Source organism: Sphingomonas sp. J344 (assembly GCF_024700005.1).
In the GTDB taxonomy this organism is placed as follows: Bacteria; Pseudomonadota; Alphaproteobacteria; order Sphingomonadales; family Sphingomonadaceae; genus Sphingomonas.
The window spans coordinates 2,852,425-2,873,964 of record NZ_JAJONB010000001.1 but is presented as its reverse complement, the minus strand read 5'-3'; the positions used below and the strand labels follow the sequence as shown (position 1 = coordinate 2,873,964).

Below are 21,540 nucleotides of genomic sequence, written 5' to 3'. Positions count from 1 at the left end.
GCCGTTGCGCCTCAGACAAGTTCAGAGCCACTTTGCGGCCAAGTTCCGCCCGCGGCTTTTCCGCGCCAAGCAGCCCCCTTCCAATGTTGGAAATTCCCTGATCTAAACTGATCGGTGAACCCCGACCCGCCTCATTCCCCTCCAAAAAGCCCCGCGCCTGACTCCAGTCGCGCGGGTGTCTCGACACAGTCGCGCACCTGTCGCGTCGCCGTCGCACAGGTGTCGCGTCACAGTCGCGTCGCAGGTGTCAGCCAGTCGCAAACCCGTCCCGACAGCCCGAAACCCCGCATTTTTCGTCAGCTTCGTAGGATGCCGTCAGTCGGCCCCGCTCAGCACCCGGGCATAGGCCGCCGGATCGGCATTGCCGCCGCTCAGCACCACCAGCATGTCGGGGCGCGCCTCGACCTTCCCCGCCAGCAGCGCGGCCAGCGCCACGGACCCGCCCGGTTCGACCACCAGCCTCAGCTTCGCCGCCGCCCAGCGCTGTGCCGCCCGGACTTCGGCCTCGGTCACCGTCACCCCGGTCGCCCCGCGCCGCGACAGCACGTCGAAGGTCAGCGGGGATACGCGCAGCGTCTGGAGCGAATCGCATGCCGTCGGCGGCGGGTTGTCGCCGATCGGCTCTATCCATCCCGCCTCCAGGCTGCGGCACATATCGTCCCAGCCCTCAGGCTCGACCACCGTCACCTGCGCATCGGGCAGCGCCAGCGCGACGCCCGCAGCAAGCCCGCCGCCGCCGCACGGCACCACGACATGCGCCGGATCGGGCAGCTTCATCTCGGCCGCTTGCGTCAGCACCTCGATCCCCAGACTCCCCTGCCCCTCGATCACCCAGGGGTCGTCGAACGGCGGCACCAACGTGGCGCCGCGGGCATGGGCGAGGTGCGCAGCGATCTTGTCGCGATTCTCGGTCATCCGGTCATAGCTGACCACCTCGGCCCCCAGCGCCAGCGTCGCCTCGCGCTTCAGTGCCGGGGCGTCGGCCGGCATCACGATCACCGCCGGGATACCGAGTCGCTTTGCCGCCCATGCGACGCCCTGCGCATGGTTGCCGGAGGAGAAGCCGACCACGCCCTTGGCCCGCGCTTCGGCGTCGAGTGCGGTCAGCCGGTGCCATGCGCCGCGAATCTTGAACGCGCCGATCGGCTGCAAGCTTTCGGCCTTGAACATCACCGGCACGCCGCGAATTTCGCCTACAAACAAGGGGGTTGGCGGCAATATCGCCGCCACCTTTGCCGCCGCGTCCCGCACCCCCGCCCGTGTCGGCTGTCGCAATATCGTCACTTCCCACCCCACATCGCTCGAACCCCTCCATAATCACTTTACAAGGGGGGGTGTCGACCCTAAATGACCCCTCCGCTGCCCCATGGGACTTCCACCGCAAGGCAGTGTTTTTTCGTCTGCCGCAAGGCAATTGGAGGTCCCTTGAGTTGCACAAGCATCATAGCGCGCTGGGGCTAGCGAAAGCCCTTCGTCCCGTCGAGCCGGTAACGCTCGTTCGTCCGCACGCTGCAAAGCGCGCCGCCCGCTTCTTTGTCGAGAAGTTTCCGGGAACGGTGCTCTATGCCGTCAAGGCGAACCCCTCTCCCGAATTGCTCCAGATCCTCTGGGACAGCGGCGTGACGCATTATGACGTCGCGTCGATCGGCGAGGTGCGCATGGCGCGCCGCGCCCTGCCCAAGGCGACCTTGTGCTTCATGCACCCGGTCAAGGCCGAGGAAGCGATCGAGGAAGCCTATTTCGTCCACGGCGTCCGCACCTTCAGCCTCGACACGATGGACGAGCTGGAAAAGATCGTTCGCGCCACCCGTGGTGCGACCGACCTCAACCTGTGCGTCCGCATCCGCGTGTCGTCGGACCATTCGAAGCTGAGCCTCGCGGCGAAGTTCGGTGCCGAGCCGGAGGATGTCGCCGAGTTGCTCGTCGCGACCCGTCAGGCCGCCGACGCGCTGGGCATCTGCTTCCATGTCGGCAGCCAGGCGATGACCCCGGCGGCTTATAGTGAGGCGATGGAGCGCGTCCGCGCGGCGATCGTCGCCTCGTCGGTCACGGTCGACATCGTCGATGTCGGCGGCGGCTTCCCGTCGACCTATCCGGGCATGGAACCGCCCCCGCTCGAAACCTATTTCGGCGTGATCCACAACGCGTTCGAGAATCTGCCGATCTCGTACAGCGCCGAATTGTGGTGCGAGCCGGGCCGGGCGCTGTGCGCGGAGTATAGCAGCCTGATCGTCCGCGTCGAAAAGCGCCGCGGGGACGAGCTGTACATCAACGACGGTGCCTATGGTGCGCTGTTCGACGCGGCGCATGTCGGCTGGCGCTTCCCGGTGCGCGTGTTGCGCGACGATGCCGGCGACGCGGCGGAGATGACCGAATACAGCTTCTACGGCCCGACCTGCGACGATCTCGATCACATGGCCGGCCCGTTCGAGCTGCCGTCGGACATCCAGGCCGGCGATTATATCGAGGTCGGGATGCTCGGCGCCTATGGCTGCGCGATGCGCACCGCGTTCAACGGCTTTGGCGTGGACACCGTCCACACCGTCACCGACGAACCGATGGCGACGCTTTATTCGGGCATCGCGATCGAACGCCCGACCAACGTCGTCAGCCTCGACCAGTTCAAGCGCCGCGCGCGCCGCTGAACGGACAGAAAAAGGGCCGCCGTCCGAATGGATGGCGGCCCATTTTCGTGGGACTACTTCCGGGCCTTTCGTGCCGCGTAGCGCGCATCCCGCGCTGCCTTCATCTCCGCCGCGCTCGGCGGCGTCAGCCGCGCCTCCTTGAGCGCCGCAGCAGCCTCGGCTTCGGCGCGTTCCTCGGCCTTCCGCTCGGCCTCGGCCTGCTTCTTTGCCAGCTTCTCGGCCTTGGCTGCGGCCAGCGCCTCGGCCTTTGCCGCGCGTTCCTCGGCCAGAGCCCTCTCGCGCTCTTCCCTGGCCTTCCGGCGCTCCTCCAGCACGGCCGGATCCGCAGACGGCTTTGCGCGCAACAGTTCCAGCGCCTTCTGCTTCGCCTTGGCGGCGGCGGCAGTGCGATCCTGAAATGACGGTTCCCGATATGAAGGCATGCATTGTTCCAATGAGTTCGGCCAGCGCAGAGCTATCGACCGATGAGCCGCAGTCCACACGGGACCGCGAGAAAAAATAAGGCGGCTCGCCGCGCATGCACCGCCAGGCGATGTGCTTCCGACAATTGAGCGACCCGCAGGCCGGGCTACTGCACTACGCCGTTCAGCTCCGCCCGTCCAGAATCGCCTCGATCGCCTCGGTGACCTCGGCGATGTCGGCCATTCCATCGACTCGCTGGACGAGCCCGCGCGCTTCATAGATCGGCAGGATCGGCGCGGTCTTGGCGCGATATTCGGCCATGCGGGTGCGCACGGTCTGTTCGTTATCGTCGGGGCGACGCTTGAATTCGGTGCCGCTGCACACATCGCAAACGCCGTCGACCTTGGGCTGGTTGTAGCTGTCGTGATAATTGGCACCGCAGCTGCCACAGCTGAAGCGCCCCGTGATCCGCGCGACCAAGGCGTCTTCGTCCACAACCAGTTCGATTACATGATCGAGGCTGCGGCCGCGCTCCGCCAGGAGGGTGTCGAGCGATTCAGCCTGCGCGGCGGTCCGGGGATAACCGTCGAAGATGGCGCCCTTGTCGCCCAGTGCATCCAGGCTCTCACCAATGATCCCGCTGACGATTGCGTCGGAAACGAGCTCGCCCGCCTCCATCACCGCCTTCGCCTGCAGACCCACCGGCGTTCCCGCCTTGACTGCGGCGCGCAGCATGTCGCCGGTCGAGAGCTGGACCATGCCGCGCTCGCTTTCGAGCCGCGACGCTTGGGTCCCCTTGCCCGCGCCCGGAGGCCCCAACAGGATGATATTCAACTGGCTTCCCCTTTTCCGTCGCTGCGCCTTGTCAGCGCAGTCGACCACCCTTCAGCTTCGCCTTCTTGATCAGGTCACCATATTGGTGCGCCAGCAAGTGCGACTGGATCTGCGTGACCGTGTCCATCGTCACGTTGACGACGATGAGCAGGCTGGTCCCGCCGAGATAGAAGGGAATTGCGAGCGCCGACACAAGATATTCCGGCACAAGGCAGATGAAGGTCAGGTACGCCGCACCGATCACGGTGATCCGCGTCAGCACGTAATCGAAATAGGCTTCGGTGTTCTTGCCCGGTCGGATGCCGGGGATGAACCCGCCATGCTTCTTGAGATTCTCGGCCGTCTCCTCGGGGTTGAACACAACCGCCGTGTAGAAGAACGAGAAGAAGATGATGCCCGCGCCGTAGAGCAGCATGTACACGAGCGAACCGTGCTGCAGATACTGGTTGAGCGTGATGATCAGGTCACCGCCCCAGCTCTCGCCCGCCTGCGACTGGCCGGCGAACTGGCTCACCGTCAGCGGCATCAGCAACAGCGAGCTGGCGAAGATCGGCGGGATCACGCCCGCGGTGTTGATCTTGAGCGGCAGGTGGCTGCGCTCGCTCTGCACGCCCCGCTGCGTCTGGCGCTTGGGATACTGGATCAGGATCCGGCGCTGGGCGCGCTCCATAAAGCAGATGAACAGGATCAGGCCCGCAACCGCCGCAAGGATCGCGACCAGCGTCACAGGGTTCATCGACCCCGAACGGCCGCCCTCGAACAGCTGTACCAGCGTGGTCGGCAGGTGCGCGACGATGCCCGCCATGATGATGAGGGAGATGCCGTTGCCGACGCCGCGGCTGGTGATCTGCTCACCCAGCCACATCAGGAACATCGTGCCGCCGATCAGGCTGATGACCGCAGCGATGCGGAACAGCATTCCCGGTTCGACGACCGGTGCCAGCCCCTGGGTGGCGCCAAGCGTCTCAAGGCCAACCGCGATGAAATAGCCCTGGATCGCGGTCAGCGCGACGGTGCCATAGCGGGTGTACTGGTTGAGCTTCTTGCGCCCGCTTTCGCCCTCCTTCTTGATCGAAGCCAGCGTCGGCGACAGCGAGGTCGCAAGCTGCACGACGATCGATGCCGTGATGTAGGGCATCACGCCGAGTGCGATCACCGACATGCGCTCCAGCGCGCCGCCCGAGAAGGTGTTGAAGAAATCGAGCACACCGCCCTGGGTGCGCTCGGCCAGCAGCCCCAGCTGCGTCGGATCGACGCCGGGCAGCGGCACGAAACTGAGCATCCGGAAGATGATCAACGCGCCCAGAGTGAACCACAGGCGCTTCTTGAGTTCGGTGGCCTGTCCGAACTTGGACAGGTTGAGGCCGGATGCCATTGAATCGGCTGCGGATGCCATTGAAATACTATCCCGGAAACCAAAGCGGCGGAGAAGCGTTCGCCGCTCCCCCGCCGCCCATATAGGTTACTGTCGGATCAGGGCAATGCGCTTGGCAACCCCATCCACAGCTAAAGTCAGGCCTTACCGGCCTTCTTGGCGGCGATGACCTTCTGGACCGAGCGATGCTTGGCGGCATGCTTCTCGGCGGCCGGAACGATCGTCGGAATGGTGACGGTGCCACCAGCCTTCTCGACCGCCTCGATCGCGCCCTTCGACGCGCCGGCGACGGTGAAGCTCAGCTTCGCCTTCAGCTCGCCCTTGCCGAGCAGGCGGACGCCGTTCTTGCCGCCACGCGCCAGGCCGACGGCCTTGAGCGCTTCGTGGTCGATTTCGGTCGCGGTCAGCTTGCCGGCGTCGATCAGCTTCTGGATCATGCCCAGATTGACCTCGGCATAGTCCTTGGGATTGGGAACATTGAAGCCGCGCTTCGGAATGCGCATGTGGAGCGGCATCTGACCGCCCTCGAAGCCGTTGATCGCGACGCCCGAGCGCGCCTTGGCGCCCTTCTGGCCGCGGCCTGCGGTCTTGCCCTTGCCCGAACCGATGCCGCGTCCGACGCGCATCCGGCCCTTGCGGGCGCCTTCATTGTCGCTGAGATCGTTGAGATTCATGTCGTGCACTCGCTTTCGCTTTTGTCGCGCTGATGAAATTCCCCGGCGGGCCGGGAAAATCGGAAAGGGGGCCGATAGCCCCCTCCCCTTATATTGTCACCTGGAAAAGATGCCGGGGGTTCAGCCCTCGACGATCTCGACCATGTGGGGCAGCTTGCGGATCATGCCGCGGACCTCGGGAGTGTCCTCCAGTTCGCTGACCCGGTGCATCTTGTTGAGGCCCAGACCGATCAGCGTCGCGCGCTGGTCCTTGGTCCGACGGATCGGCGAACCGATCTGCTTCACCTTGATCTTCGCCATGTCGATTACTCCACGATCGCCGCGGCATCAGCCTCGGCGGTCTGCGAACCGCCACGGCCGAGCAGGTCGGCAATCTTCTTGCCGCGACGCTGGGCCACCGCCTTCGGGGAATACTGGTCGCCCAGTGCCTCGAAAGTCGCGCGGATCATGTTGTAGGGGTTGGAAGTGCCGACCGACTTGGTCACCACGTCCGCAACGCCCAGGCTCTCGAACACGGCGCGCATCGGACCACCGGCGATGATGCCGGTACCTGCAGGCGCCGAGCGGACGGTCACCTGGCCAGCGCCGAAATGGCCCTTGCCGTCATGGTGCAGCGTCCGGCCCTCGCGCAGCGGCACGCGGACCATCTTCTTCTTGGCAGCTGCGGTCGCCTTCGAAATGGCTTCCGGCACTTCGCGTGCCTTGCCATGACCGAAACCGACACGGCCCTTGCCGTCGCCCACGACGACCAACGCCGCAAAGCCGAAGCGCTTGCCGCCCTTCACCGTCTTGCTGACGCGGTTGATGTGGACGAGCTTTTCGATCAGCTCTTCACCGCCATCGTCGGCACCGGGACCACCACGACCGCGATTGTCGCGACCACGATTGCCGTCGCGACCACGGCCGCCACCACCACGATTGTCGCCGCCGCCACGGCCACCACGGCCACGACGGGGAGCATCGGCTGCGCCAGCCTCGGCTGCTACGCCCTCGACGGGCGCCTGATTCTGTTCGTCAGCCATCTTAGAACTCCAATCCGCCTTCACGCGCGGCATCCGCCAGCGCCTTGACGCGCCCGTGGAACAGGAAACCGCCACGGTCGAACACCACCTGCGTCACGCCGGCCTTCTTGGCCGCTTCCGCGATACGGGTGCCGACGGCCTTGGCCGCATCGACGTTGCCGCCATTCTGGCCGCGCACGTCCTTGTCCAGCGTCGAAGCGGCGGCCAGGGTCTTGCCCTGGGCGTCGTCGATCACCTGCACATAGATGTGCTTGCCCGAACGGTGCACCGAGAGCCGCGGACGGCTGCCGGCACGCGCGCGGAGTGCGGTGCGGTTGCGGCGACGCCGCTTCTCGAAGAGAGAGAGACCCTTGCTCATTACTTCTTCTTCCCTTCCTTGCGGAAGATGAACTCGCCCTCGTACTTGATGCCCTTGCCCTTGTAGGGCTCAGGCTTACGCCAGCGACGAATTTCCGCGGCAAACTGGCCGACGGCCTGCTTGTCGTTGCCCGAGATCTCGACGGTCGTCTGGTCGGGGGTCTTCACCTCCACACCTTCCGGCACGTCCAGATCGACATCGTGCGAGTAGCCGAGCTGAAGCTTCAGCTTGCGACCCTGCGCGTTGGCGCGATAGCCGACGCCGGTGATGAGCAGCTTCTTCGAGAAGCCCTCGCTCACGCCGGTCACCAGATTCTGGACCAGCGTACGCTGCATGCCCCAGAACGCCTTGGCGCGCTTGGTGTCGTTCGCAGGCTTCACCGTGATCGTGCCATCGCCCACCTCATACGAGATGTCGTCGGCGGTCGGCATGGTCAGGGTACCCTTGGGGCCCTTGACGCTGATCGTGCCGCCCTCGACGCTGGCGGAAACGCCAGCCGGAACGGTGATCGGCTTTTTACCGGTGCGGCTCATCAGAACACCTCCGCGAGCACTTCGCCGCCGACATTCTGGTCGCGCGCCTCGGCGTCCGACAGAACGCCGCGAGGCGTCGAAACGATGGTGATGCCCAGGCCGTTGCGCACCTTCGGAAGCTCCTTCGAGCCCGAATAGACGCGGCGACCCGGCTTCGAGACGCGCGCGATCGACTTGATCGCGGGCTGGCCCTCGAAATACTTCAGCTCGATGCGGATGCCGGCCGCGGGGCCCATCTGCTCTTCGCTGTAGCCACGGATATACCCCTCGCGCTGAAGAACGTCGAGGACACGCGCACGCAGCTTGCTTGCCGGCGTCAGGACGGAGTCCTTGCGGGCGCGCTGGCCGTTGCGGATGCGGGTGAGCATATCACCCAGAGGATCGGTCAATGCCATCTTCGTGATCCTTACCAGCTCGACTTCGTGACACCCGGGATCAGGCCCTTGTTGGCCAGATCGCGCAGCATGACACGTGCGAGACGGAACTTGCGGTAGTAACCGCGCGGACGACCGGTCAGCTCGCACCGGTTGCGGATGCGGGTCGGGTTCCCGTTGCGGGGAATCTCGGCCATCTTGAGACGCGCGATCAGACGCTCGGTCTCATCGAGCGACTTGTCGTTCGCAATCGCCTTCAGCTTCGCGTAGCGGCCGGCGTACTTCTTCACCAGCTGCTTGCGACGCTCGTTCTTGAGCACGGAACTCAGTTTCGCCATGACTTAAGTTCTCTTTCCCTTACGCTGCCTGCTTCGCTTCGCCGTCCGCCTCGATGGGGAACGGGAAACCGAAGAGACGGAGAAGCTCGCGGGCTTCCTCGTCGGTCTTGGCGGTGGTGGTCACGATCACGTCCATGCCGCGCACCTTGTCGATGCGGTCATAGTTGATCTCGGGGAACACGATCTGTTCCTTGATGCCGCAGGCGTAGTTGCCACGGCCGTCGAACGACTTGTCGTTCAGGCCGCGGAAATCGCGCACGCGCGGCAGCGCGATGGTGATGAAGCGGTCGAGGAACTCGTACATGCGCTCACGACGCAGCGTCACCTTGCAACCGATCGCCATGCCTTCACGCAGCTTGAACTGCGCGATCGACTTCTTGGCCTTGGTCACGACAGGCTTCTGGCCCGCGATCAGCTCCATTTCGGAAGCCGCCTGCTCGACCTTCTTCTTGTCCTGGGTCGCTTCGCCGACGCCCATGTTGAGCACGATCTTCTCGATCTTCGGCACTTCCATCGCATTCTTGTAGCCGAACTTCGCGGTCATCGCCTTGGCGATTTCAGAATCGTACTTCGACTTCATGCGCGGGATATAGGTGTCAGCCATCAGATGACCTCCCCGGTCTTGACCGCAACGCGGACCTTCTTGCCGTCGCGCTCTTCGAAACGGACGCGGGTCGCCTTGCCGTCCTTGGTCACATGCGCGACCTTCGAGACATGCATCGGGGCCTCGGCGCGCTTCAGGCCACCCTGCGGGTCGCCCTGGCTCGGCTTGGTGTGACGCACGGCGATGTTGACGCCCGACACGACGACCTTGTCGGCCTTCGGCATCGACTTGACGACTTCACCGGTCTTGCCCTTGTCCTTGCCGGACAGGACGATGACCTGGTCGCCCTTCTTGATCTTCGCAGCAGCCATCACAGCACCTCGGGGGCGAGCGAAATGATCTTCATGAAGCCCTTCGAGCGGAGCTCGCGGACCACCGGGCCAAAGATACGGGTGCCGATCGGCTCCTCGTTCTTGTTGACCAGGACGGCGGCATTGCCGTCGAAGCGAATGACCGAGCCATCGGCGCGGCGAACGTCCTTGGCGGTGCGGACGATGACGGCACGGTGCACGTCACCCTTCTTCACCTTGCCGCGGGGCTGTGCTTCCTTGATGCTGACGACGATGACGTCGCCGACGCCGGCGAAGCGACGCTTCGACCCGCCCAGCACCTTGATGCACTGCACCCGCTTCGCGCCGCTGTTGTCTGCGACGTCGAGATTGGACTGCATCTGGATCATTGATCCGGTTCCTTCTCTCTTGGCCTACCGGGACACGTCCCGGGGGTTCCAGTTGAACTCTTGAGACCCGAAGGTCTTAAGCGATGTCGGCCCGCTCGGGGGTCGCGTGGGTGTTCACCCGCTCGATCACCTTCCAGGTCTTCAGCTTGCTGATCGGCGCGGTCTCTTCGATCCGCACGGTCTCGCCAGCCTTGTACTCGTTCGCCTCGTCATGGGCGTGATACTTCTTCGAGCGGCGGATGATCTTGCCGTAGAGCGGGTGCTTGACCTTGCGCTCAACGTTCACGACCACCGTCTTGTCGCCCTTGTCGGACACGATCTGCCCGGTCAGCACGCGCTTCGGCATGGTTCCTGTGTCCTCTTACTTCGCAGCCGAGCGCGAACGCTCGTTCTGCAGCGTCTTGATGCGGGCGATGTCCTTGCGGACCTCCTTCACGCGACTCGGCTTCTCGAGCTGGCTGGTCGCCGCCTGGAAGCGCAGGTTGAATGCCTCGCGCTTCAGGTTGCCCAGCTCCTCGCCCAGCTGATCGTCGCTCTTCGCGCGCAGATCGGTTGCCTTGGTCATCTCTTAACCCTCCAGGTGCGACGTGTCGCCGAGGCGGGCCACGACCTTGGTCTTGATCGGCAGCTTCATCGCCGCACGCTCGAACGCTTCCGCCGCGAGCGGGCCGGGAACGCCGTCCAGCTCGAACAGGATGCGACCGGGCGCAACGCGCGCTGCCCAATATTCAGGGGCACCCTTGCCCGAGCCCATGCGGACTTCGGCAGGCTTGCTCGAAACCGGCAGATCCGGGAAGATGCGGATCCACAAACGGCCCTGACGCTTGATGTGACGCGTGATCGCGCGGCGCGCCGCCTCGATCTGGCGTGCGGTGATCCGCTCCGGCTCCAGCGCCTTCAGGCCGTACGACCCGAAGTTCAGCGTCGCGCCGCCCTTGGTCTCACCCTTGATCCGGCCCTTGAAGGCCTTGCGGAACTTGGTGCGCTTCGGTTGCAACATTGTCTCTAACCCTTAGCGACGGTCATCGCGGGCCGGGCGAACGCCCGACGTCTGCGATTCCATGTTCAGGCGATCGGTCGCCATCGGATCATGGCCCAGGATCTCGCCCTTGAAGATCCAGACCTTGACGCCGCACACGCCATAGGCGGTGTGCGCTTCGGCGGTCGCGTGATCGACGTTCGCGCGCAGCGTGTGCAGCGGAACACGGCCTTCGCGATACCATTCCGAACGCGCGATTTCCGCGCCGCCCAGACGACCGCCACAGTTGATCCGGATGCCTTCCGCGCCCAGACGCATCGCCGACTGAACGGCGCGCTTCATGGCGCGGCGGAACGCGATGCGGCGCTCAAGCTGATCGGCAATGCCCTGCGCGACGAGCTTGGCGTCGACTTCGGGCTTGCGGATCTCGACGATGTTCAGCGACACGTCCGAGCTGGTCATCGACGCGAGCTTCTTGCGAAGCTTCTCGATGTCAGTGCCCTTCTTGCCGATGATCACGCCGGGGCGCGCAGCGAAGATGCTGACGCGGCACAGCTTGGCCGGACGCTCGATCACCACCTTGGAGATCGCCGCCTGCGGCAGCGTCTTCATGATGAACTGGCGCATCTTGAGGTCTTCAAGCAGCAGGCGGCCATAATCGGCGCCTTCTGCGAACCAGCGGCTGTCCCAGGTGCGGTTGATCTGCAGACGCAGACCGATCGGGTTGCTCTTGTGACCCATTATGCTTCTTCCTGCACTTCGCGCACCACGATGCGCAGACGGCTGAACGGCTTCAGGATGCGGGTCGACTTGCCGCGACCACGGGTGTGGAACCGCTTCATGGTGATCGACTTGCCGACCGACGCCTCGGCGACGACGAGCGCGTCGACGTCGAGGTTGTGGTTGTTCTCGGCATTGGCGATGGCCGAAGCCAGCACCTTGCGCGCATCAACCGCCATCGCCTTCGTGCTGAAGGAGAGGATGTTGAGGGCGTCACCGGCCTTCTTGCCGCGGATCAGGCCAGCGACCAGGTTCAGCTTCTGCGCCGAACCACGGATCTGCGTGCCAACCGACAGCGCCTCATTGTCGCCGACGCGACGGGGAGCCTTGGGCTTCGACATGTTAGCGCTTACCCTTCTTGTCGGCCGCGTGGCCCGGGAAGAACCGGGTCGGGGCGAACTCGCCGAGCTTCATGCCGACCATGTCCTCGTTCACCGACACTGGCACGAACTTGCGGCCGTTGTAGACGTTGAAGGTCAGGCCGACGAACTGCGGCAGGATGGTCGAACGACGCGACCAGGTCTTGATCGGACCACTGCGGCCCGAATTCTCCTGAGCGACTTCCGCCTTCTTCAGGAGGTGGAGGTCCACGAACGGACCCTTCCATACGGAGCGAGCCATAGGTTAGCCCTTCTTCTTCGCGTGGCGGCTACGGATGATGAACTTGTCCGTTGCCTTGTTGTGACGGGTGCGCGCACCCTTGGTCGGCTTGCCCCACGGGGTGACCGGATGACGGCCGCCCGAGGTCCGGCCTTCACCACCGCCGTGCGGATGGTCGACCGGGTTCTTGGCGACACCGCGGGTCAGCGGGCGGATGCCCTTCCAGCGGTTGCGGCCAGCCTTGGCGAGGTTGGTGTTGCCATTGTCCGGGTTCGACACGGCGCCAACGGTGCCCATGCAGTCCGAGCGGATGTAGCGCTGCTCGCCCGAGTTCAGGCGAACGATCACCATGCCGCGGTCGCGACCGACGACCTGCACATAGGTGCCGGCCGACCGTGCGATCTGACCGCCCTTGCCCGGCTTCATCTCCACATTGTGGACGATGGTGCCGACCGGCATCTGGCCCAGCTCCATGGCGTTGCCCGGCTTCACGTCGGTCTTCTTGCCCGCAATCACCTTGTCGCCAACGCCGAGGCGCTGGGGAGCGATGATGTAGGCCAGACGATCCTTGCCCGCTTCGTCGGCACCATAGTTGATGAGCGCGATGAAGGCGGTGCGGTTGGGATCGTACTCGATCCGCTCCACGACGCCATCGACGTCCCACAGGCGACGCTTGAAGTCGATGATGCGATAGCGCTGCTTGTGGCCCCCCGCGATGCCGCGCGAGGTCACATGACCCTTGTTGTTGCGGCCGCCGGTCTTGCGCTTGCCTTCGGTCAGCGCCTTGACGGGGCCACCCTTGTGCAGACCCGAACGGTCCACCAGGATCAGGCCACGCCGCGCCGGCGAGGTCGGGTTGTAATTCTTGAGCGCCATGGTCAGTTGACCCCCTGCGTCACGTCGATCGAGTCACCATCCTTGAGGGTGACGATCGCCTTCTTGATGTCGCTGCGCGTGTAGGGCTTGCCCTTCCAGCGCTTCGTCTTGCCCTTCTGGACGATGGTGTTCACCGCGGTGACACCGACGCCGAAGATCGCCTCGACCGCCGCCTTGATCTGCGGCTTGGTCGCTTCACCGGCGACCTTGAAGACCACCGCGTTGTGCTCGGAGACCAGGGTCGACTTCTCGGTGATATGCGGCGCGACGATCACGTCATAATGACGGATGTCGATCTGCTCCTGCTTCTTAGCCATTGAAGCGCGCCTCCAGCTTCTCGACGGCAGCGCGGGTCAGGACCAGCGTGTCGTGCTTCAGGATGTCATAGACGTTGGCACCAGCAGCCGGCAGGACGTTGACGTCCGCCAGGTTGCGCGCGGCGAGGAAGCCGTTGCCGGCCTCTGCGTCGATCACCAGCGTCTTCTTGCCGACCTTCAGGCCAGCGAACTGGTCCTTGAGCGCCGAAGTCTTGCTCGCCTCGAACCCGTCGAGAACGATCAGCGAACCCGCCTTGGCATGGCTCGACAGCGCCATCTTCAGACCCAGCGCGCGAACCTTCTTGTTCAGCGAGATGTTGAAGTCACGCAGACGCGCACCGTGAGCCTTACCGCCGCCGATGAAGATCGGAGCAGCGCGATCGCCGTGACGGGCGGTGCCGCCACCCTTCTGGCGACCGAACTTCTTGCCGGTGCGCGACACTTCCGAACGCTCGCGGGTCGGGCGGGCGGTGCCGCGACGATTCCACAGCTGCCAGGTGACGACGCGGTGCAGGATGTCGGCGCGCGGCTCAAGGCCGAACACGTCGTCCTTCAGCTCGATGTCGCCCGACGCCTTGGCGTCGAGGGTTTGAACCTTGACCTTCACGTTCAGCCCTCCTGGCCTTCGGTCGCCTCAGGCGCCTCGACCGTGTCGGCCGGGGTGTCCGCTGCGGCGGTGTCGTTGTTGCTGTTGGCAGCCTGCTTGATGCCGGCCGGGAACGGCGCATCCTTGTGAGCAGGAAGCTTGACGGCGTCCTTGACGAACAGCCAGCCACCCTTCGAGCCAGGGACCGAACCCTTGACGAAGATCAGGCCGCGCTCGACGTCGGTGCCGACGATCTCGAGATTCTGCTGCGTGCGGTTCTTGTCACCCATGTGACCGGCCATCTTCTTGTTCTTGAAGACGCGGCCCGGATCCTGACGGTTACCCGTCGAACCCAGCGCACGGTGGCTGATCGAGACGCCGTGGGTGGCGCGCATGCCGCCGAAGCCCCAGCGCTTCATGCCGCCCGCAAAGCCCTTGCCCTGCGTGCGACCCTGGATGTCGACGAACTGGCCCGCGACATAATGGTCGGCCGAAATCTCGGCGCCCACGTCAAGCAGACCGTCTTCGTCCACGCGGAACTCCGCGAGAATCGCCTTGGGCTCCACTTCGGCCTTGCCGAACTGGCCGCGCTGCGGCTTGGCGACATTCTTCGCCTTGGCGCTGCCAGCGCCAAGCTGGACGGCGGTGTAGCCGTCACGATCTTTTTCGCGAACCGAGACGACCTGCAGCCCTTCGAGGCTCAGGACGGTGACCGGCACGTGGCGGCCATCGTCCTTGAACAGGCGGGTCATCCCCAGCTTCTTCGCGATCACGCCAGTGCGCATGATCAGTTCACTCCATAACAGAGGCACCCCACGGACCATTCCGAAGGGTGCGTGCCTCAGCCCGTAATATGATGCGAGCCCCCGTCCGGGCTGAATTCCCGCCCGAAGGCAGGAAAGACGGGGGACGCAGCCCGGACCGAAGTCCGGCGGTATCCCTATGTCGTTTTTGAGCCTTGGCTCTGGGTTGAATCATCGGATCGGGATCGATCCGGCCAGCCCTGCGCGACTCCAGTGGAATCGCGAATCTCGTTGGGAGAGCGCGGCCTTTAGGCCAGCTTGATCTCCACGTCAACGCCAGCGGCGAGGTCGAGCTTCATCAGCGCGTCAACGGTCTGGGCGGTGGGCTGAACGATGTCGAGCAGGCGCTTGTAGGTGCGCGTCTCGAACTGCTCGCGCGACTTCTTGTCGATGTGCGGACCACGGTTGACCGTGAACTTGTCGATATGGGTCGGGAGCGGGATCGGGCCACGGATCATCGCGCCGGTGCGGCGCGCGGTGTCGGCGATATCGCTTGCGGCCTGATCGAGCACGCGGTGGTCGAACGCCTTCAGGCGGATGCGGATATTGTTGTCCATGTCCCTACCAATGCGAAAGAGCGGGGCGCGTGAAACACGCCTCTTGCTGGTTCATACGCTAAAACGAAGGCGCGCCACTACAGCGGAAGCGGGGGAATGGCAAGGGGGAGCGGGGCGTATTTTTCAACGCCTACCGATTTAAGCCCCTCCCCCCTTCGCGGGAGGGGTTGGGGAGGGTCTTCTTCTTTACTGGCACACACCTGCCTACGACTGCCGCGCCAGCAGCGCCGCACGGGTCATCTCAATCACCCCGTCGAGATTCTGAAGCACCTCGTTGTTCCAAAACCGGATAACCCTAAAACCTTGGCTTTCCAGAAACGTGGTCCGAGCTGCATCAGCGGCGTCATTGTGCTGTGCCCCGTCGATCTCGACGATCAGCGTCATCTCCACGCACGCGAAATCGACGACATAGGGTCCGAGCGAATGCTGGAACCGAAACTTGAAGCCATCCAGTCTCCGATTGCGGACCGCCTGCCAAAAGCAGTTTTCAGCATCCGTCCGCTTCTCACCCAAACTGGCGGCATGGCGACTGATCTGACGGCGGACGGGATACATCGACCCAGAATAGAAGAAAGAAGACCCTCACCCAACCCTCTCCCGCGAAAGCGGGAGAGGGCTAAGAAGAAGCGCACACAAACAAAAAGCCCGGCCTCCCCTGGGGGAAGCCGGGCTCTTCATTCTCAGCCCCGAAGGGCGTCGATTACTTGTCGATCGAAGCGACGACGCCTGCACCGACGGTGCGGCCGCCTTCGCGGATCGTGAAGCGCTGGCCGATGTCCATCGCGATCGGCGCGATCAGCTTCACGCCCAGCGCGACTTCGTCGCCCGGCATGACCATCTCGGTGCCAGCCGGCAGCTCGATGGTGCCGGTGACGTCGGTGGTGCGGAAGTAGAACTGCGGACGATAGTTCGCGAAGAACGGCGTATGACGGCCACCCTCGTCCTTCGACAGGACGTACACCGACGACTGGAAGTCGGTGTGCGGGGTGATCGAACCGGGCTTCGCCAGAACCTGGCCGCGCTCGACTTCGTCACGTGCAACGCCGCGGATCAGCGCGCCGATGTTGTCGCCAGCCTGGCCCTGGTCGAGCAGCTTGCGGAACATTTCGACGCCGGTCACGGTGGTCTTGCGGACGGTCGGCTGGATGCCGACGATCTCGACTTCCTCGCCAACCTTCACAACGCCGGTCTCGACGCGGCCGGTCACCACGGTGCCGCGGCCCGAGATCGAGAACACGTCTTCGATCGGCATCATGAACGGCTTGTCCAGCGGACGCTCCGGCTGCGGGATCGACTCGTCGACAGCGGCCATGAGCGCGAGGATCGCGTCCTTGCCCAGCTTGTCGTCCGAACCCGACAGAGCGGCGGTCGCCGAACCACGGATGATCGGAATATTGTCGCCGTCGAACTCACGACGCGACAGTTCCTCGCGGATTTCCATCTCGACCAGCTCGAGGATTTCCTCGTCGTCGACCAGGTCGACCTTGTTGAGGAAGACGACCATGGTCGGAACGCCGACCTGCTTGGCGAGCAGGATGTGCTCCTTGGTCTGCGGCATCGGGCCGTCGGTGGCCGACACGACCAGGATCGCGCCGTCCATCTGCGCCGCACCGGTGATCATGTTCTTCACATAGTCGGCGTGGCCGGGGCAATCGACGTGCGCATAGTGACGCGAATCGGTCTCATACTCGACGTGCGCGGTCGAGATGGTGATGCCGCGCTCGCGCTCTTCGGGAGCCTTGTCGATGTTGGCGAAGTCGACCGCAGCGTTGCCCGCGACGTTCTCAGCCAGAATCTTCGTGATCGCGGCGGTCAGCGAGGTCTTGCCGTGGTCGACGTGACCGATGGTGCCGATGTTGAGGTGCGGTTTGGTCCGCTCGAACTTTGCCTTCGCCATTGTTTCCTACCTTCTGGTTCAATTTTCCCGGACCGCATGGGACTCGCGAGAACGCGGCCCCATAGCGATCAATTTCAAACTACGCCAGCCTTAGGCCAGCTTTGCCTTAACTTCCTCGGCCACGTTCGGCGGCACTTCGTCGTAGTGCGAGAACTGCATGCTGTACTGCGCGCGTCCCTGCGTGAACGAACGAAGCTGGTTCACGTAACCGAACATGTTGGCCAGCGGGACCATCGCATCGACGGTCTGCGCGTTGCCACGGGTGTCGGTGCCCTGGATCTGGCCACGACGGCTGTTGATGTCGCCGATGACGTCGCCGAGATAATCCTCGGGGGTCACGACCTCAACCTTCATGATCGGCTCAAGCAGCTTGATGCCCGACTTCTGCGCCGCTTCGCGCATGGCTGCGCGGGCGGTGATTTCGAACGCCAGCGCCGACGAGTCGACGTCGTGGTACGCGCCGTCATACAGCAGCACTTCGAAGTCGATGATCGGGAAGCCGACCAGCGAACCCGTCAGCGCGGTCTCGCGGAAGCCCTTTTCGATCGCAGGGATATATTCCTTCGGAATGTTACCGCCCTTGATCTCGTCCTTGAAGACGAAGCCCGAACCGCGCTCACCCGGGGTCAGCTTGACCTTGACGCGACCGAACTGGCCGGTGCCGCCCGACTGCTTCTTGTGGGTGTAGTCGATGTCGACCGGCTTCGCGAGATACTCGCGATACGCCACCTGCGGCGCGCCGACATTCGCCTCGACCTTGAACTCGCGCTTCATGCGGTCGACCAGAATCTCGAGATGGAGCTCGCCCATGCCCTTGATGATAGTCTGGCCCGACTCATGGTCGGTCGAAACGCGGAACGAGGGATCCTCGGCGGCCAGGCGGTTGAGGGCGAGGCCCATCTTCTCCTGGTCGGCCTTGGTCTTCGGCTCCACCGACAGCTCGATCACCGGCTCGGGGAATTCCATCCGCTCGAGGATGATCGGGTTGGCCGCGTCGCACAGCGTGTCGCCGGTCGTGGTTTCCTTCAGGCCCGCGATCGCGACGATGTCGCCCGCACGCGCCTCATCGATGTCCTCACGCGAGTTCGCGTGCATGAGGAGCATACGGCCGATCTTTTCCTTCTTGTCCTTCACCGAGTTCAGGTAGCTGCCCTTGGTCAGCGTACCCGAATAGATGCGGGTGAAGGTCAGCGAGCCGACGAACGGGTCGTTCATGATCTTGAACGCCAGGCCCGAGAACGGCGCCTTGTCGTCCGCCGGACGCGAATCCGGGGTCTCGCCGTCGAGCTTCACGCCCTGAACGTCCGGAATGTCGAGCGGCGACGGCAGGTAGTCGACGACCGCGTCGAGCAAGGGCTGAACGCCCTTGTTCTTGAACGCCGAGCCGCACAGGATCGGAACGAACGCCATTTCCAGCGTACCCTTGCGGATCAGCTTCTTGAGCGTCGCGACGTCGGGCTCATTGCCCTCCAGGTACGCTTCCATGGCGTCGTCGTCCTGCTCGACGGCCATTTCGATCAGGTCGCTGCGATACTTGGCAGCCTTTTCCTTCAGGTCATCGGGGATGTCCTGATATTCGAACTTGGCACCCAGCGACTCTTCGAGCCAGATGATCGCGCGGTTGTTGACCAGGTCGACCAGGCCCTTGAAGCCGCCTTCCATGCCGATCGGCAGATACAGCACGGCCGGACGCGCGCCGAGACGCTCGACGATCGTGTCCACGCAGAAATAGAAGTCTGCACCGGTGCGGTCGAGCTTGTTGACGAAGCACATCCGCGGAACCTTGTACTTGTCCGCCTGACGCCACACGGTTTCCGACTGCGGCTCAACGCCGGCAACGCCGTCGAAGCACGCAACCGCGCCGTCGAGCACGCGCAGCGAACGCTCGACCTCGATGGTGAAGTCGACGTGGCCCGGGGTATCGATGATGTTGATCAGATGCTCGGGGCCGTTGCCGTCCTCGGCCTTCCACTTGCACGTGGTGGCCGCCGACGTGATCGTGATCCCGCGCTCCTGCTCCTGCTCCATCCAGTCCATCGTCGCCGTGCCTTCATGCACTTCGCCGATCTTGTAGGACTTGCCGGTGTAATAAAGGATGCGCTCGGTCGTCGTCGTCTTGCCGGCGTCGATGTGCGCCATGATGCCGATATTGCGATAACGCTCGAGCGGATGGCTGCGGGCCATGATCGGGGTTCCTTAGGAATGTGGGGAGCCGCTTGCGGCGGCTCCCAGGATATAGTGAGTGTTGTTACCAGCGGTAGTGGCTGAACGCGCGGTTCGCTTCCGCCATGCGGTGCGTGTCCTCGCGCTTCTTCACCGCGTTGCCGCGGTTGTTTGAAGCATCCAGCAGTTCGCCCGACAGGCGCGCCGACATGGTGTTCTCGCTGCGGTTGCGGGCCGAGCTGATCAGCCAGCGGATCGCCAGCGCCTGGGCGCGCTCGGGGCGCACTTCGACCGGGACCTGATAGGTCGCACCGCCGACGCGGCGGCTGCGGACCTCGATGCCCGGCTTGATGTTGTTGAGCGCCTCATGAAAGACGCCGATCGGGTCCTTCTTCGCACGCTGTTCGACAACCTGAAGCGCCGAATAGACGATGCCTTCGGCGACGGCCTTCTTGCCGTCCAGCATCACGCTGTTCATGAACTTCGACAGAACCTGATCTCCGTACACGGGATCGGGCAGGATTTCCCGCTTTTCGGGACGACGACGACGAGCCATCTTGAATTCCTTCTAGAACTTCAGCCGGTTCCGGAACCTGTCCGGGGCTTACTAAGGGAGCCTCTGGGGCTTACTTCGGACGCTTCGCGCCGTACTTCGAACGGCTCTGCTTGCGATCCTTGACACCCTGGGTATCGAGAACGCCGCGCAGAACGTGGTAGCGCACACCGGGAAGATCGCGAACGCGACCGCCGCGGATCAGGACCACCGAGTGCTCCTGAAGATTGTGACCTTCGCCCGGAATATACGAAATCACTTCGCGCTGGTTGGTCAGGCGGACCTTCGCAACCTTGCGCAGCGCCGAGTTCGGCTTTTTCGGGGTCGTGGTATAAACGCGGGTACAGACGCCACGCTTTTGCGGGTTCTGTTCCATCGCAGGGACCTTGCTCTTGGCCTTCTGCGGTTCGCGGCCCTTGCGGACCAGCTGGTTAATCGTCGGCATGAAGCCCTTCACCTTCCAATGGTTACTTTGCTGGAGCCGTGTGACCGGAAAATACGAAAGGACCCTGGCGGCCCTTAGCGCGGCCTCCGGGCCCTGGCGTCTCCAACAACGTTCAGCTCAATAAAGCTCGCGGGACGGAATCCCTGCGAGCGCGCGGCCTATATACGCGGACCCCCCGACGGTCAACGGGGTGTTTGGGCGGTCGCGGGAGGGGTTTGCGGTATCCGCCACATATAGACCGTCGATCCCCCCGCCCGTCGTTTCGCCTCCGGCTTCCAGTCGCCCATGTCGAAGGCGTGGCTGACCACTCGCGTGCCGGGCTTAAGCTGCGCGAACAGTTGCGGACGCAGCCGCAGATTGACCTCGGGCAAAAGGTACATGGTGACGACGTCGGCGGAGCTGAGGTCGGTCTTGAACAAATCCGCTGCCTCGAATCGCACCCGGTCGGCGACTCCTGCATCCGCGGCCGCATCTCGCGCCTTGGCGATCAGCACATGATCGAGGTCGACGCCCAGCCCCTTCGCGCCGCGCTCCTTCGCCGCCGCGATCAGGATGCGCCCGTCGCCCGTGCCAAGGTCGATCACCGTATCGCCGGCCTTCACCTCCCCCATCTCAAGCATCAGCGCGACCACATCGCGCCGCGTGGTCTTGTACGGCACGTCGAGCGCCGGGCCGCCAAAGAGAGTTGTCGCCGAACAGCTCACCATCGTCGGCAACATGCAGCGCCCGCCCAGCGCGATCAGCCCAAGCGCCAGCACGGCCAGCAGGAGCGCGGCAATCCGAACGAGCGTGGCGGAGGACGGTGATGGGGGCATTCGCGAACGACTACTGCCGCGACCTCCGCCGCCTGTCCACTCTCGCCGCCATCAGGGGGGATGGCGGAGCTGGCGCGGACTCGGTAACTTCCGCCCCATCCGCTCCCTCAAATTCGATCGCCCAGAAGTCATCCGGTCGGCGCGGCCCACTCGGGTCCGTCCGGTCGACGTCGTCGGTTGCCGACAGCTCCGGAGAGATCGGCCCGGCTCCGCCATCGGTTGCCGGTCGAATGCGCAGGACCGCATGGCTACCAAAAGGGTTCGAATCGCCAGGAAGGCAAAGCGCAGTCTCTCCCGATGGCAGGCCGAGCGGGCATTCCTCGATCTCGAT

The 21,540-nt window shown here is 64.1% G+C and carries 32 protein-coding genes; 1 reads left to right on the top strand and 31 read right to left on the bottom strand.

Annotated features, from left to right (window positions below; genetic code table 11):
• Positions 1 to 315: 315 nt before the first annotated feature.
• On the bottom strand, positions 316 to 1,284 hold the full coding sequence (locus tag LRS12_RS14650; protein WP_257845167.1) for a threonine/serine dehydratase: 969 nt from the start codon (positions 1,282 to 1,284) through the stop codon (positions 316 to 318).
• Positions 1,285 to 1,430: 146 nt separating this feature from the next.
• Between LRS12_RS14650 and LRS12_RS14645 the strand changes: the two genes are divergently transcribed.
• A complete protein-coding gene (locus LRS12_RS14645) occupies positions 1,431 to 2,645 on the top strand; it encodes a type III PLP-dependent enzyme (RefSeq protein WP_257845166.1) in 1,215 nt (404 codons plus the stop codon).
• A 53-nt stretch (positions 2,646 to 2,698) separates the two neighbouring features.
• Here LRS12_RS14645 and LRS12_RS14640 read toward each other — a convergent pair whose 3' ends face one another.
• From LRS12_RS14640 to LRS12_RS14495, 30 genes are all read right to left on the bottom strand, one after another.
• Positions 2,699 to 3,067, bottom strand: a complete 369-nt coding sequence (locus LRS12_RS14640; protein WP_257845165.1) for a DUF6481 family protein — start codon at positions 3,065 to 3,067, stop codon at positions 2,699 to 2,701.
• A gap of 163 nt (positions 3,068 to 3,230) precedes the next feature.
• A complete protein-coding gene (locus LRS12_RS14635; RefSeq protein WP_257845164.1) occupies positions 3,231 to 3,881 on the bottom strand; it encodes an adenylate kinase in 651 nt (216 codons plus the stop codon).
• A gap of 31 nt (positions 3,882 to 3,912) precedes the next feature.
• A complete protein-coding gene (gene secY, locus LRS12_RS14630; RefSeq protein ID WP_257845163.1) occupies positions 3,913 to 5,277 on the bottom strand; it encodes a preprotein translocase subunit SecY in 1,365 nt (454 codons plus the stop codon).
• Positions 5,278 to 5,393: 116 nt separating this feature from the next.
• Positions 5,394 to 5,930: a 50S ribosomal protein L15 gene (gene rplO / locus LRS12_RS14625; RefSeq protein ID WP_257845162.1), complete on the bottom strand. Its 537-nt coding sequence runs from the start codon at positions 5,928 to 5,930 to the stop codon at positions 5,394 to 5,396.
• A 120-nt stretch (positions 5,931 to 6,050) separates the two neighbouring features.
• On the bottom strand, positions 6,051 to 6,230 hold the full coding sequence (gene rpmD, locus LRS12_RS14620; protein ID WP_257845161.1) for a 50S ribosomal protein L30: 180 nt from the start codon (positions 6,228 to 6,230) through the stop codon (positions 6,051 to 6,053).
• A gap of 5 nt (positions 6,231 to 6,235) precedes the next feature.
• Positions 6,236 to 6,952 (bottom strand): 30S ribosomal protein S5, encoded by a 717-nt coding sequence (gene rpsE, locus LRS12_RS14615; protein ID WP_257845160.1) that lies wholly within the window; start codon positions 6,950 to 6,952, stop codon positions 6,236 to 6,238.
• Between the two features lies 1 nt (position 6,953).
• Positions 6,954 to 7,310, bottom strand: coding sequence for a 50S ribosomal protein L18 (gene rplR / locus LRS12_RS14610; RefSeq protein ID WP_257845159.1), 357 nt, complete (start codon positions 7,308 to 7,310; stop codon positions 6,954 to 6,956).
• Positions 7,310 to 7,843 (bottom strand): 50S ribosomal protein L6, encoded by a 534-nt coding sequence (rplF, locus tag LRS12_RS14605; RefSeq protein WP_257845158.1) that lies wholly within the window; start codon positions 7,841 to 7,843, stop codon positions 7,310 to 7,312. Before rplF ends, rplR begins: the two co-directional genes overlap by 1 nt.
• Positions 7,843 to 8,238 (bottom strand): 30S ribosomal protein S8, encoded by a 396-nt coding sequence (gene rpsH / locus LRS12_RS14600; RefSeq protein WP_224920550.1) that lies wholly within the window; start codon positions 8,236 to 8,238, stop codon positions 7,843 to 7,845. The genes rplF and rpsH overlap by 1 nt, the downstream gene beginning before the upstream one ends.
• Positions 8,239 to 8,249: 11 nt before the next feature.
• Positions 8,250 to 8,555 carry a 30S ribosomal protein S14 gene (gene rpsN / locus LRS12_RS14595; RefSeq protein ID WP_224920549.1) on the bottom strand — a complete coding sequence of 102 codons (306 nt, stop codon included), beginning with the start codon at positions 8,553 to 8,555 and terminating at the stop codon, positions 8,250 to 8,252.
• Between the two features lie 19 nt (positions 8,556 to 8,574).
• On the bottom strand, positions 8,575 to 9,159 hold the full coding sequence (rplE, locus tag LRS12_RS14590; RefSeq protein ID WP_257845157.1) for a 50S ribosomal protein L5: 585 nt from the start codon (positions 9,157 to 9,159) through the stop codon (positions 8,575 to 8,577).
• Positions 9,159 to 9,470: a 50S ribosomal protein L24 gene (gene rplX, locus LRS12_RS14585; protein WP_257845156.1), complete on the bottom strand. Its 312-nt coding sequence runs from the start codon at positions 9,468 to 9,470 to the stop codon at positions 9,159 to 9,161. Before rplX ends, rplE begins: the two co-directional genes overlap by 1 nt.
• Positions 9,470 to 9,838, bottom strand: coding sequence for a 50S ribosomal protein L14 (rplN, locus tag LRS12_RS14580; protein WP_066574426.1), 369 nt, complete (start codon positions 9,836 to 9,838; stop codon positions 9,470 to 9,472). Before rplN ends, rplX begins: the two co-directional genes overlap by 1 nt.
• Before the next feature lie 76 nt (positions 9,839 to 9,914).
• Positions 9,915 to 10,184 (bottom strand): 30S ribosomal protein S17, encoded by a 270-nt coding sequence (gene rpsQ / locus LRS12_RS14575; RefSeq protein ID WP_066574429.1) that lies wholly within the window; start codon positions 10,182 to 10,184, stop codon positions 9,915 to 9,917.
• Between the two features lie 15 nt (positions 10,185 to 10,199).
• Entirely contained in the window at positions 10,200 to 10,403 is a 204-nt protein-coding gene (gene rpmC, locus LRS12_RS14570; protein WP_257845155.1) for a 50S ribosomal protein L29, read from the bottom strand.
• A gap of 3 nt (positions 10,404 to 10,406) precedes the next feature.
• Complete coding sequence (rplP, locus tag LRS12_RS14565) at positions 10,407 to 10,838, bottom strand: 50S ribosomal protein L16 (protein WP_257845154.1); 432 nt, start codon at positions 10,836 to 10,838, stop codon at positions 10,407 to 10,409.
• A 12-nt stretch (positions 10,839 to 10,850) separates the two neighbouring features.
• On the bottom strand, positions 10,851 to 11,558 hold the full coding sequence (rpsC, locus tag LRS12_RS14560) for a 30S ribosomal protein S3 (protein WP_224920544.1): 708 nt from the start codon (positions 11,556 to 11,558) through the stop codon (positions 10,851 to 10,853).
• Entirely contained in the window at positions 11,558 to 11,938 is a 381-nt protein-coding gene (rplV, locus tag LRS12_RS14555; RefSeq protein ID WP_066664412.1) for a 50S ribosomal protein L22, read from the bottom strand. Before rplV ends, rpsC begins: the two co-directional genes overlap by 1 nt.
• Before the next feature lies 1 nt (position 11,939).
• Positions 11,940 to 12,218: a 30S ribosomal protein S19 gene (gene rpsS, locus LRS12_RS14550; protein WP_257845153.1), complete on the bottom strand. Its 279-nt coding sequence runs from the start codon at positions 12,216 to 12,218 to the stop codon at positions 11,940 to 11,942.
• Between the two features lie 3 nt (positions 12,219 to 12,221).
• Positions 12,222 to 13,073 (bottom strand): 50S ribosomal protein L2, encoded by an 852-nt coding sequence (gene rplB, locus LRS12_RS14545; protein ID WP_257845152.1) that lies wholly within the window; start codon positions 13,071 to 13,073, stop codon positions 12,222 to 12,224.
• A 2-nt stretch (positions 13,074 to 13,075) separates the two neighbouring features.
• A complete protein-coding gene (locus LRS12_RS14540; protein ID WP_224920540.1) occupies positions 13,076 to 13,390 on the bottom strand; it encodes a 50S ribosomal protein L23 in 315 nt (104 codons plus the stop codon).
• Positions 13,383 to 13,997, bottom strand: a complete 615-nt coding sequence (gene rplD / locus LRS12_RS14535) for a 50S ribosomal protein L4 (RefSeq protein ID WP_257845151.1) — start codon at positions 13,995 to 13,997, stop codon at positions 13,383 to 13,385. The genes LRS12_RS14540 and rplD overlap by 8 nt, the downstream gene beginning before the upstream one ends.
• Before the next feature lie 2 nt (positions 13,998 to 13,999).
• A complete protein-coding gene (rplC, locus tag LRS12_RS14530; protein WP_257845150.1) occupies positions 14,000 to 14,761 on the bottom strand; it encodes a 50S ribosomal protein L3 in 762 nt (253 codons plus the stop codon).
• A 266-nt stretch (positions 14,762 to 15,027) separates the two neighbouring features.
• Positions 15,028 to 15,336 carry a 30S ribosomal protein S10 gene (gene rpsJ, locus LRS12_RS14525; protein ID WP_066664400.1) on the bottom strand — a complete coding sequence of 103 codons (309 nt, stop codon included), beginning with the start codon at positions 15,334 to 15,336 and terminating at the stop codon, positions 15,028 to 15,030.
• A gap of 204 nt (positions 15,337 to 15,540) precedes the next feature.
• Positions 15,541 to 15,891 carry an endonuclease domain-containing protein gene (locus tag LRS12_RS14520; RefSeq protein ID WP_257845149.1) on the bottom strand — a complete coding sequence of 117 codons (351 nt, stop codon included), beginning with the start codon at positions 15,889 to 15,891 and terminating at the stop codon, positions 15,541 to 15,543.
• Between the two features lie 145 nt (positions 15,892 to 16,036).
• Positions 16,037 to 17,233 (bottom strand): elongation factor Tu, encoded by a 1,197-nt coding sequence (gene tuf, locus LRS12_RS14515; protein ID WP_257845148.1) that lies wholly within the window; start codon positions 17,231 to 17,233, stop codon positions 16,037 to 16,039.
• A 90-nt stretch (positions 17,234 to 17,323) separates the two neighbouring features.
• Positions 17,324 to 19,417, bottom strand: coding sequence for an elongation factor G (gene fusA, locus LRS12_RS14510; RefSeq protein ID WP_257845147.1), 2,094 nt, complete (start codon positions 19,415 to 19,417; stop codon positions 17,324 to 17,326).
• A gap of 64 nt (positions 19,418 to 19,481) precedes the next feature.
• Positions 19,482 to 19,952, bottom strand: a complete 471-nt coding sequence (gene rpsG / locus LRS12_RS14505) for a 30S ribosomal protein S7 (protein WP_257845146.1) — start codon at positions 19,950 to 19,952, stop codon at positions 19,482 to 19,484.
• A gap of 70 nt (positions 19,953 to 20,022) precedes the next feature.
• On the bottom strand, positions 20,023 to 20,394 hold the full coding sequence (gene rpsL, locus LRS12_RS14500) for a 30S ribosomal protein S12 (RefSeq protein ID WP_019831557.1): 372 nt from the start codon (positions 20,392 to 20,394) through the stop codon (positions 20,023 to 20,025).
• A gap of 182 nt (positions 20,395 to 20,576) precedes the next feature.
• A complete protein-coding gene (locus LRS12_RS14495) occupies positions 20,577 to 21,152 on the bottom strand; it encodes a cyclopropane-fatty-acyl-phospholipid synthase family protein (protein WP_257845145.1) in 576 nt (191 codons plus the stop codon).
• Positions 21,153 to 21,540: the final 388 nt, after the last annotated feature.

Bases quoted from the DNA above. Each gene is read 5' to 3' on its own strand.
- rpmC (WP_257845155.1), bottom strand. From the start codon at position 10,403: ATGACCAAGGCAACCGATCTGCGCGCGAAGAGCGACGATCAGCTGGGC.
- rplX (WP_257845156.1), bottom strand. From the start codon at position 9,470: ATGGCTGCTGCGAAGATCAAGAAGGGCGACCAGGTCATCGTCCTGTCC.
- rplV (WP_066664412.1), bottom strand. From the start codon at position 11,938: ATGTCGAAGCCCAAGGCTCCCCGTCGCGTCGGCGACAATGAGGCGCTG.
- rplP (WP_257845154.1), bottom strand. From the start codon at position 10,838: ATGTTGCAACCGAAGCGCACCAAGTTCCGCAAGGCCTTCAAGGGCCGG.
- secY (WP_257845163.1), bottom strand. From the start codon at position 5,277: ATGGCATCCGCAGCCGATTCAATGGCATCCGGCCTCAACCTGTCCAAG.
- rplF (WP_257845158.1), bottom strand. From the start codon at position 7,843: ATGAGCCGCACCGGTAAAAAGCCGATCACCGTTCCGGCTGGCGTTTCC.
- tuf (WP_257845148.1), bottom strand. From the start codon at position 17,233: ATGGCGAAGGCAAAGTTCGAGCGGACCAAACCGCACCTCAACATCGGC.
- rpsG (WP_257845146.1), bottom strand. From the start codon at position 19,952: ATGGCTCGTCGTCGTCGTCCCGAAAAGCGGGAAATCCTGCCCGATCCC.
- rpsN (WP_224920549.1), bottom strand. From the start codon at position 8,555: ATGGCGAAACTGAGTTCCGTGCTCAAGAACGAGCGTCGCAAGCAGCTG.
- rpsH (WP_224920550.1), bottom strand. From the start codon at position 8,238: ATGGCATTGACCGATCCTCTGGGTGATATGCTCACCCGCATCCGCAAC.
- rpsC (WP_224920544.1), bottom strand. From the start codon at position 11,558: ATGGGTCACAAGAGCAACCCGATCGGTCTGCGTCTGCAGATCAACCGC.
- rpsQ (WP_066574429.1), bottom strand. From the start codon at position 10,184: ATGCCGAAGCGCGTGCTGACCGGGCAGATCGTGTCCGACAAGGGCGAC.
- LRS12_RS14640 (WP_257845165.1), bottom strand. From the start codon at position 3,067: ATGCCTTCATATCGGGAACCGTCATTTCAGGATCGCACTGCCGCCGCC.
- rpsS (WP_257845153.1), bottom strand. From the start codon at position 12,218: ATGGCTCGCTCCGTATGGAAGGGTCCGTTCGTGGACCTCCACCTCCTG.
- rplO (WP_257845162.1), bottom strand. From the start codon at position 5,930: ATGAATCTCAACGATCTCAGCGACAATGAAGGCGCCCGCAAGGGCCGG.
- LRS12_RS14540 (WP_224920540.1), bottom strand. From the start codon at position 13,390: ATGGCTAAGAAGCAGGAGCAGATCGACATCCGTCATTATGACGTGATC.
- fusA (WP_257845147.1), bottom strand. From the start codon at position 19,417: ATGGCCCGCAGCCATCCGCTCGAGCGTTATCGCAATATCGGCATCATG.
- rpsE (WP_257845160.1), bottom strand. From the start codon at position 6,952: ATGGCTGACGAACAGAATCAGGCGCCCGTCGAGGGCGTAGCAGCCGAG.
- rplR (WP_257845159.1), bottom strand. From the start codon at position 7,310: ATGAGCAAGGGTCTCTCTCTCTTCGAGAAGCGGCGTCGCCGCAACCGC.
- rplE (WP_257845157.1), bottom strand. From the start codon at position 9,159: ATGGCTGACACCTATATCCCGCGCATGAAGTCGAAGTACGATTCTGAA.
- rpsJ (WP_066664400.1), bottom strand. From the start codon at position 15,336: ATGGACAACAATATCCGCATCCGCCTGAAGGCGTTCGACCACCGCGTG.
- rplC (WP_257845150.1), bottom strand. From the start codon at position 14,761: ATGCGCACTGGCGTGATCGCGAAGAAGCTGGGGATGACCCGCCTGTTC.
- LRS12_RS14520 (WP_257845149.1), bottom strand. From the start codon at position 15,891: ATGTATCCCGTCCGCCGTCAGATCAGTCGCCATGCCGCCAGTTTGGGT.
- rplB (WP_257845152.1), bottom strand. From the start codon at position 13,073: ATGGCGCTCAAGAATTACAACCCGACCTCGCCGGCGCGGCGTGGCCTG.
- rplN (WP_066574426.1), bottom strand. From the start codon at position 9,838: ATGATCCAGATGCAGTCCAATCTCGACGTCGCAGACAACAGCGGCGCG.
- rpsL (WP_019831557.1), bottom strand. From the start codon at position 20,394: ATGCCGACGATTAACCAGCTGGTCCGCAAGGGCCGCGAACCGCAGAAG.
- rpmD (WP_257845161.1), bottom strand. From the start codon at position 6,230: ATGGCGAAGATCAAGGTGAAGCAGATCGGTTCGCCGATCCGTCGGACC.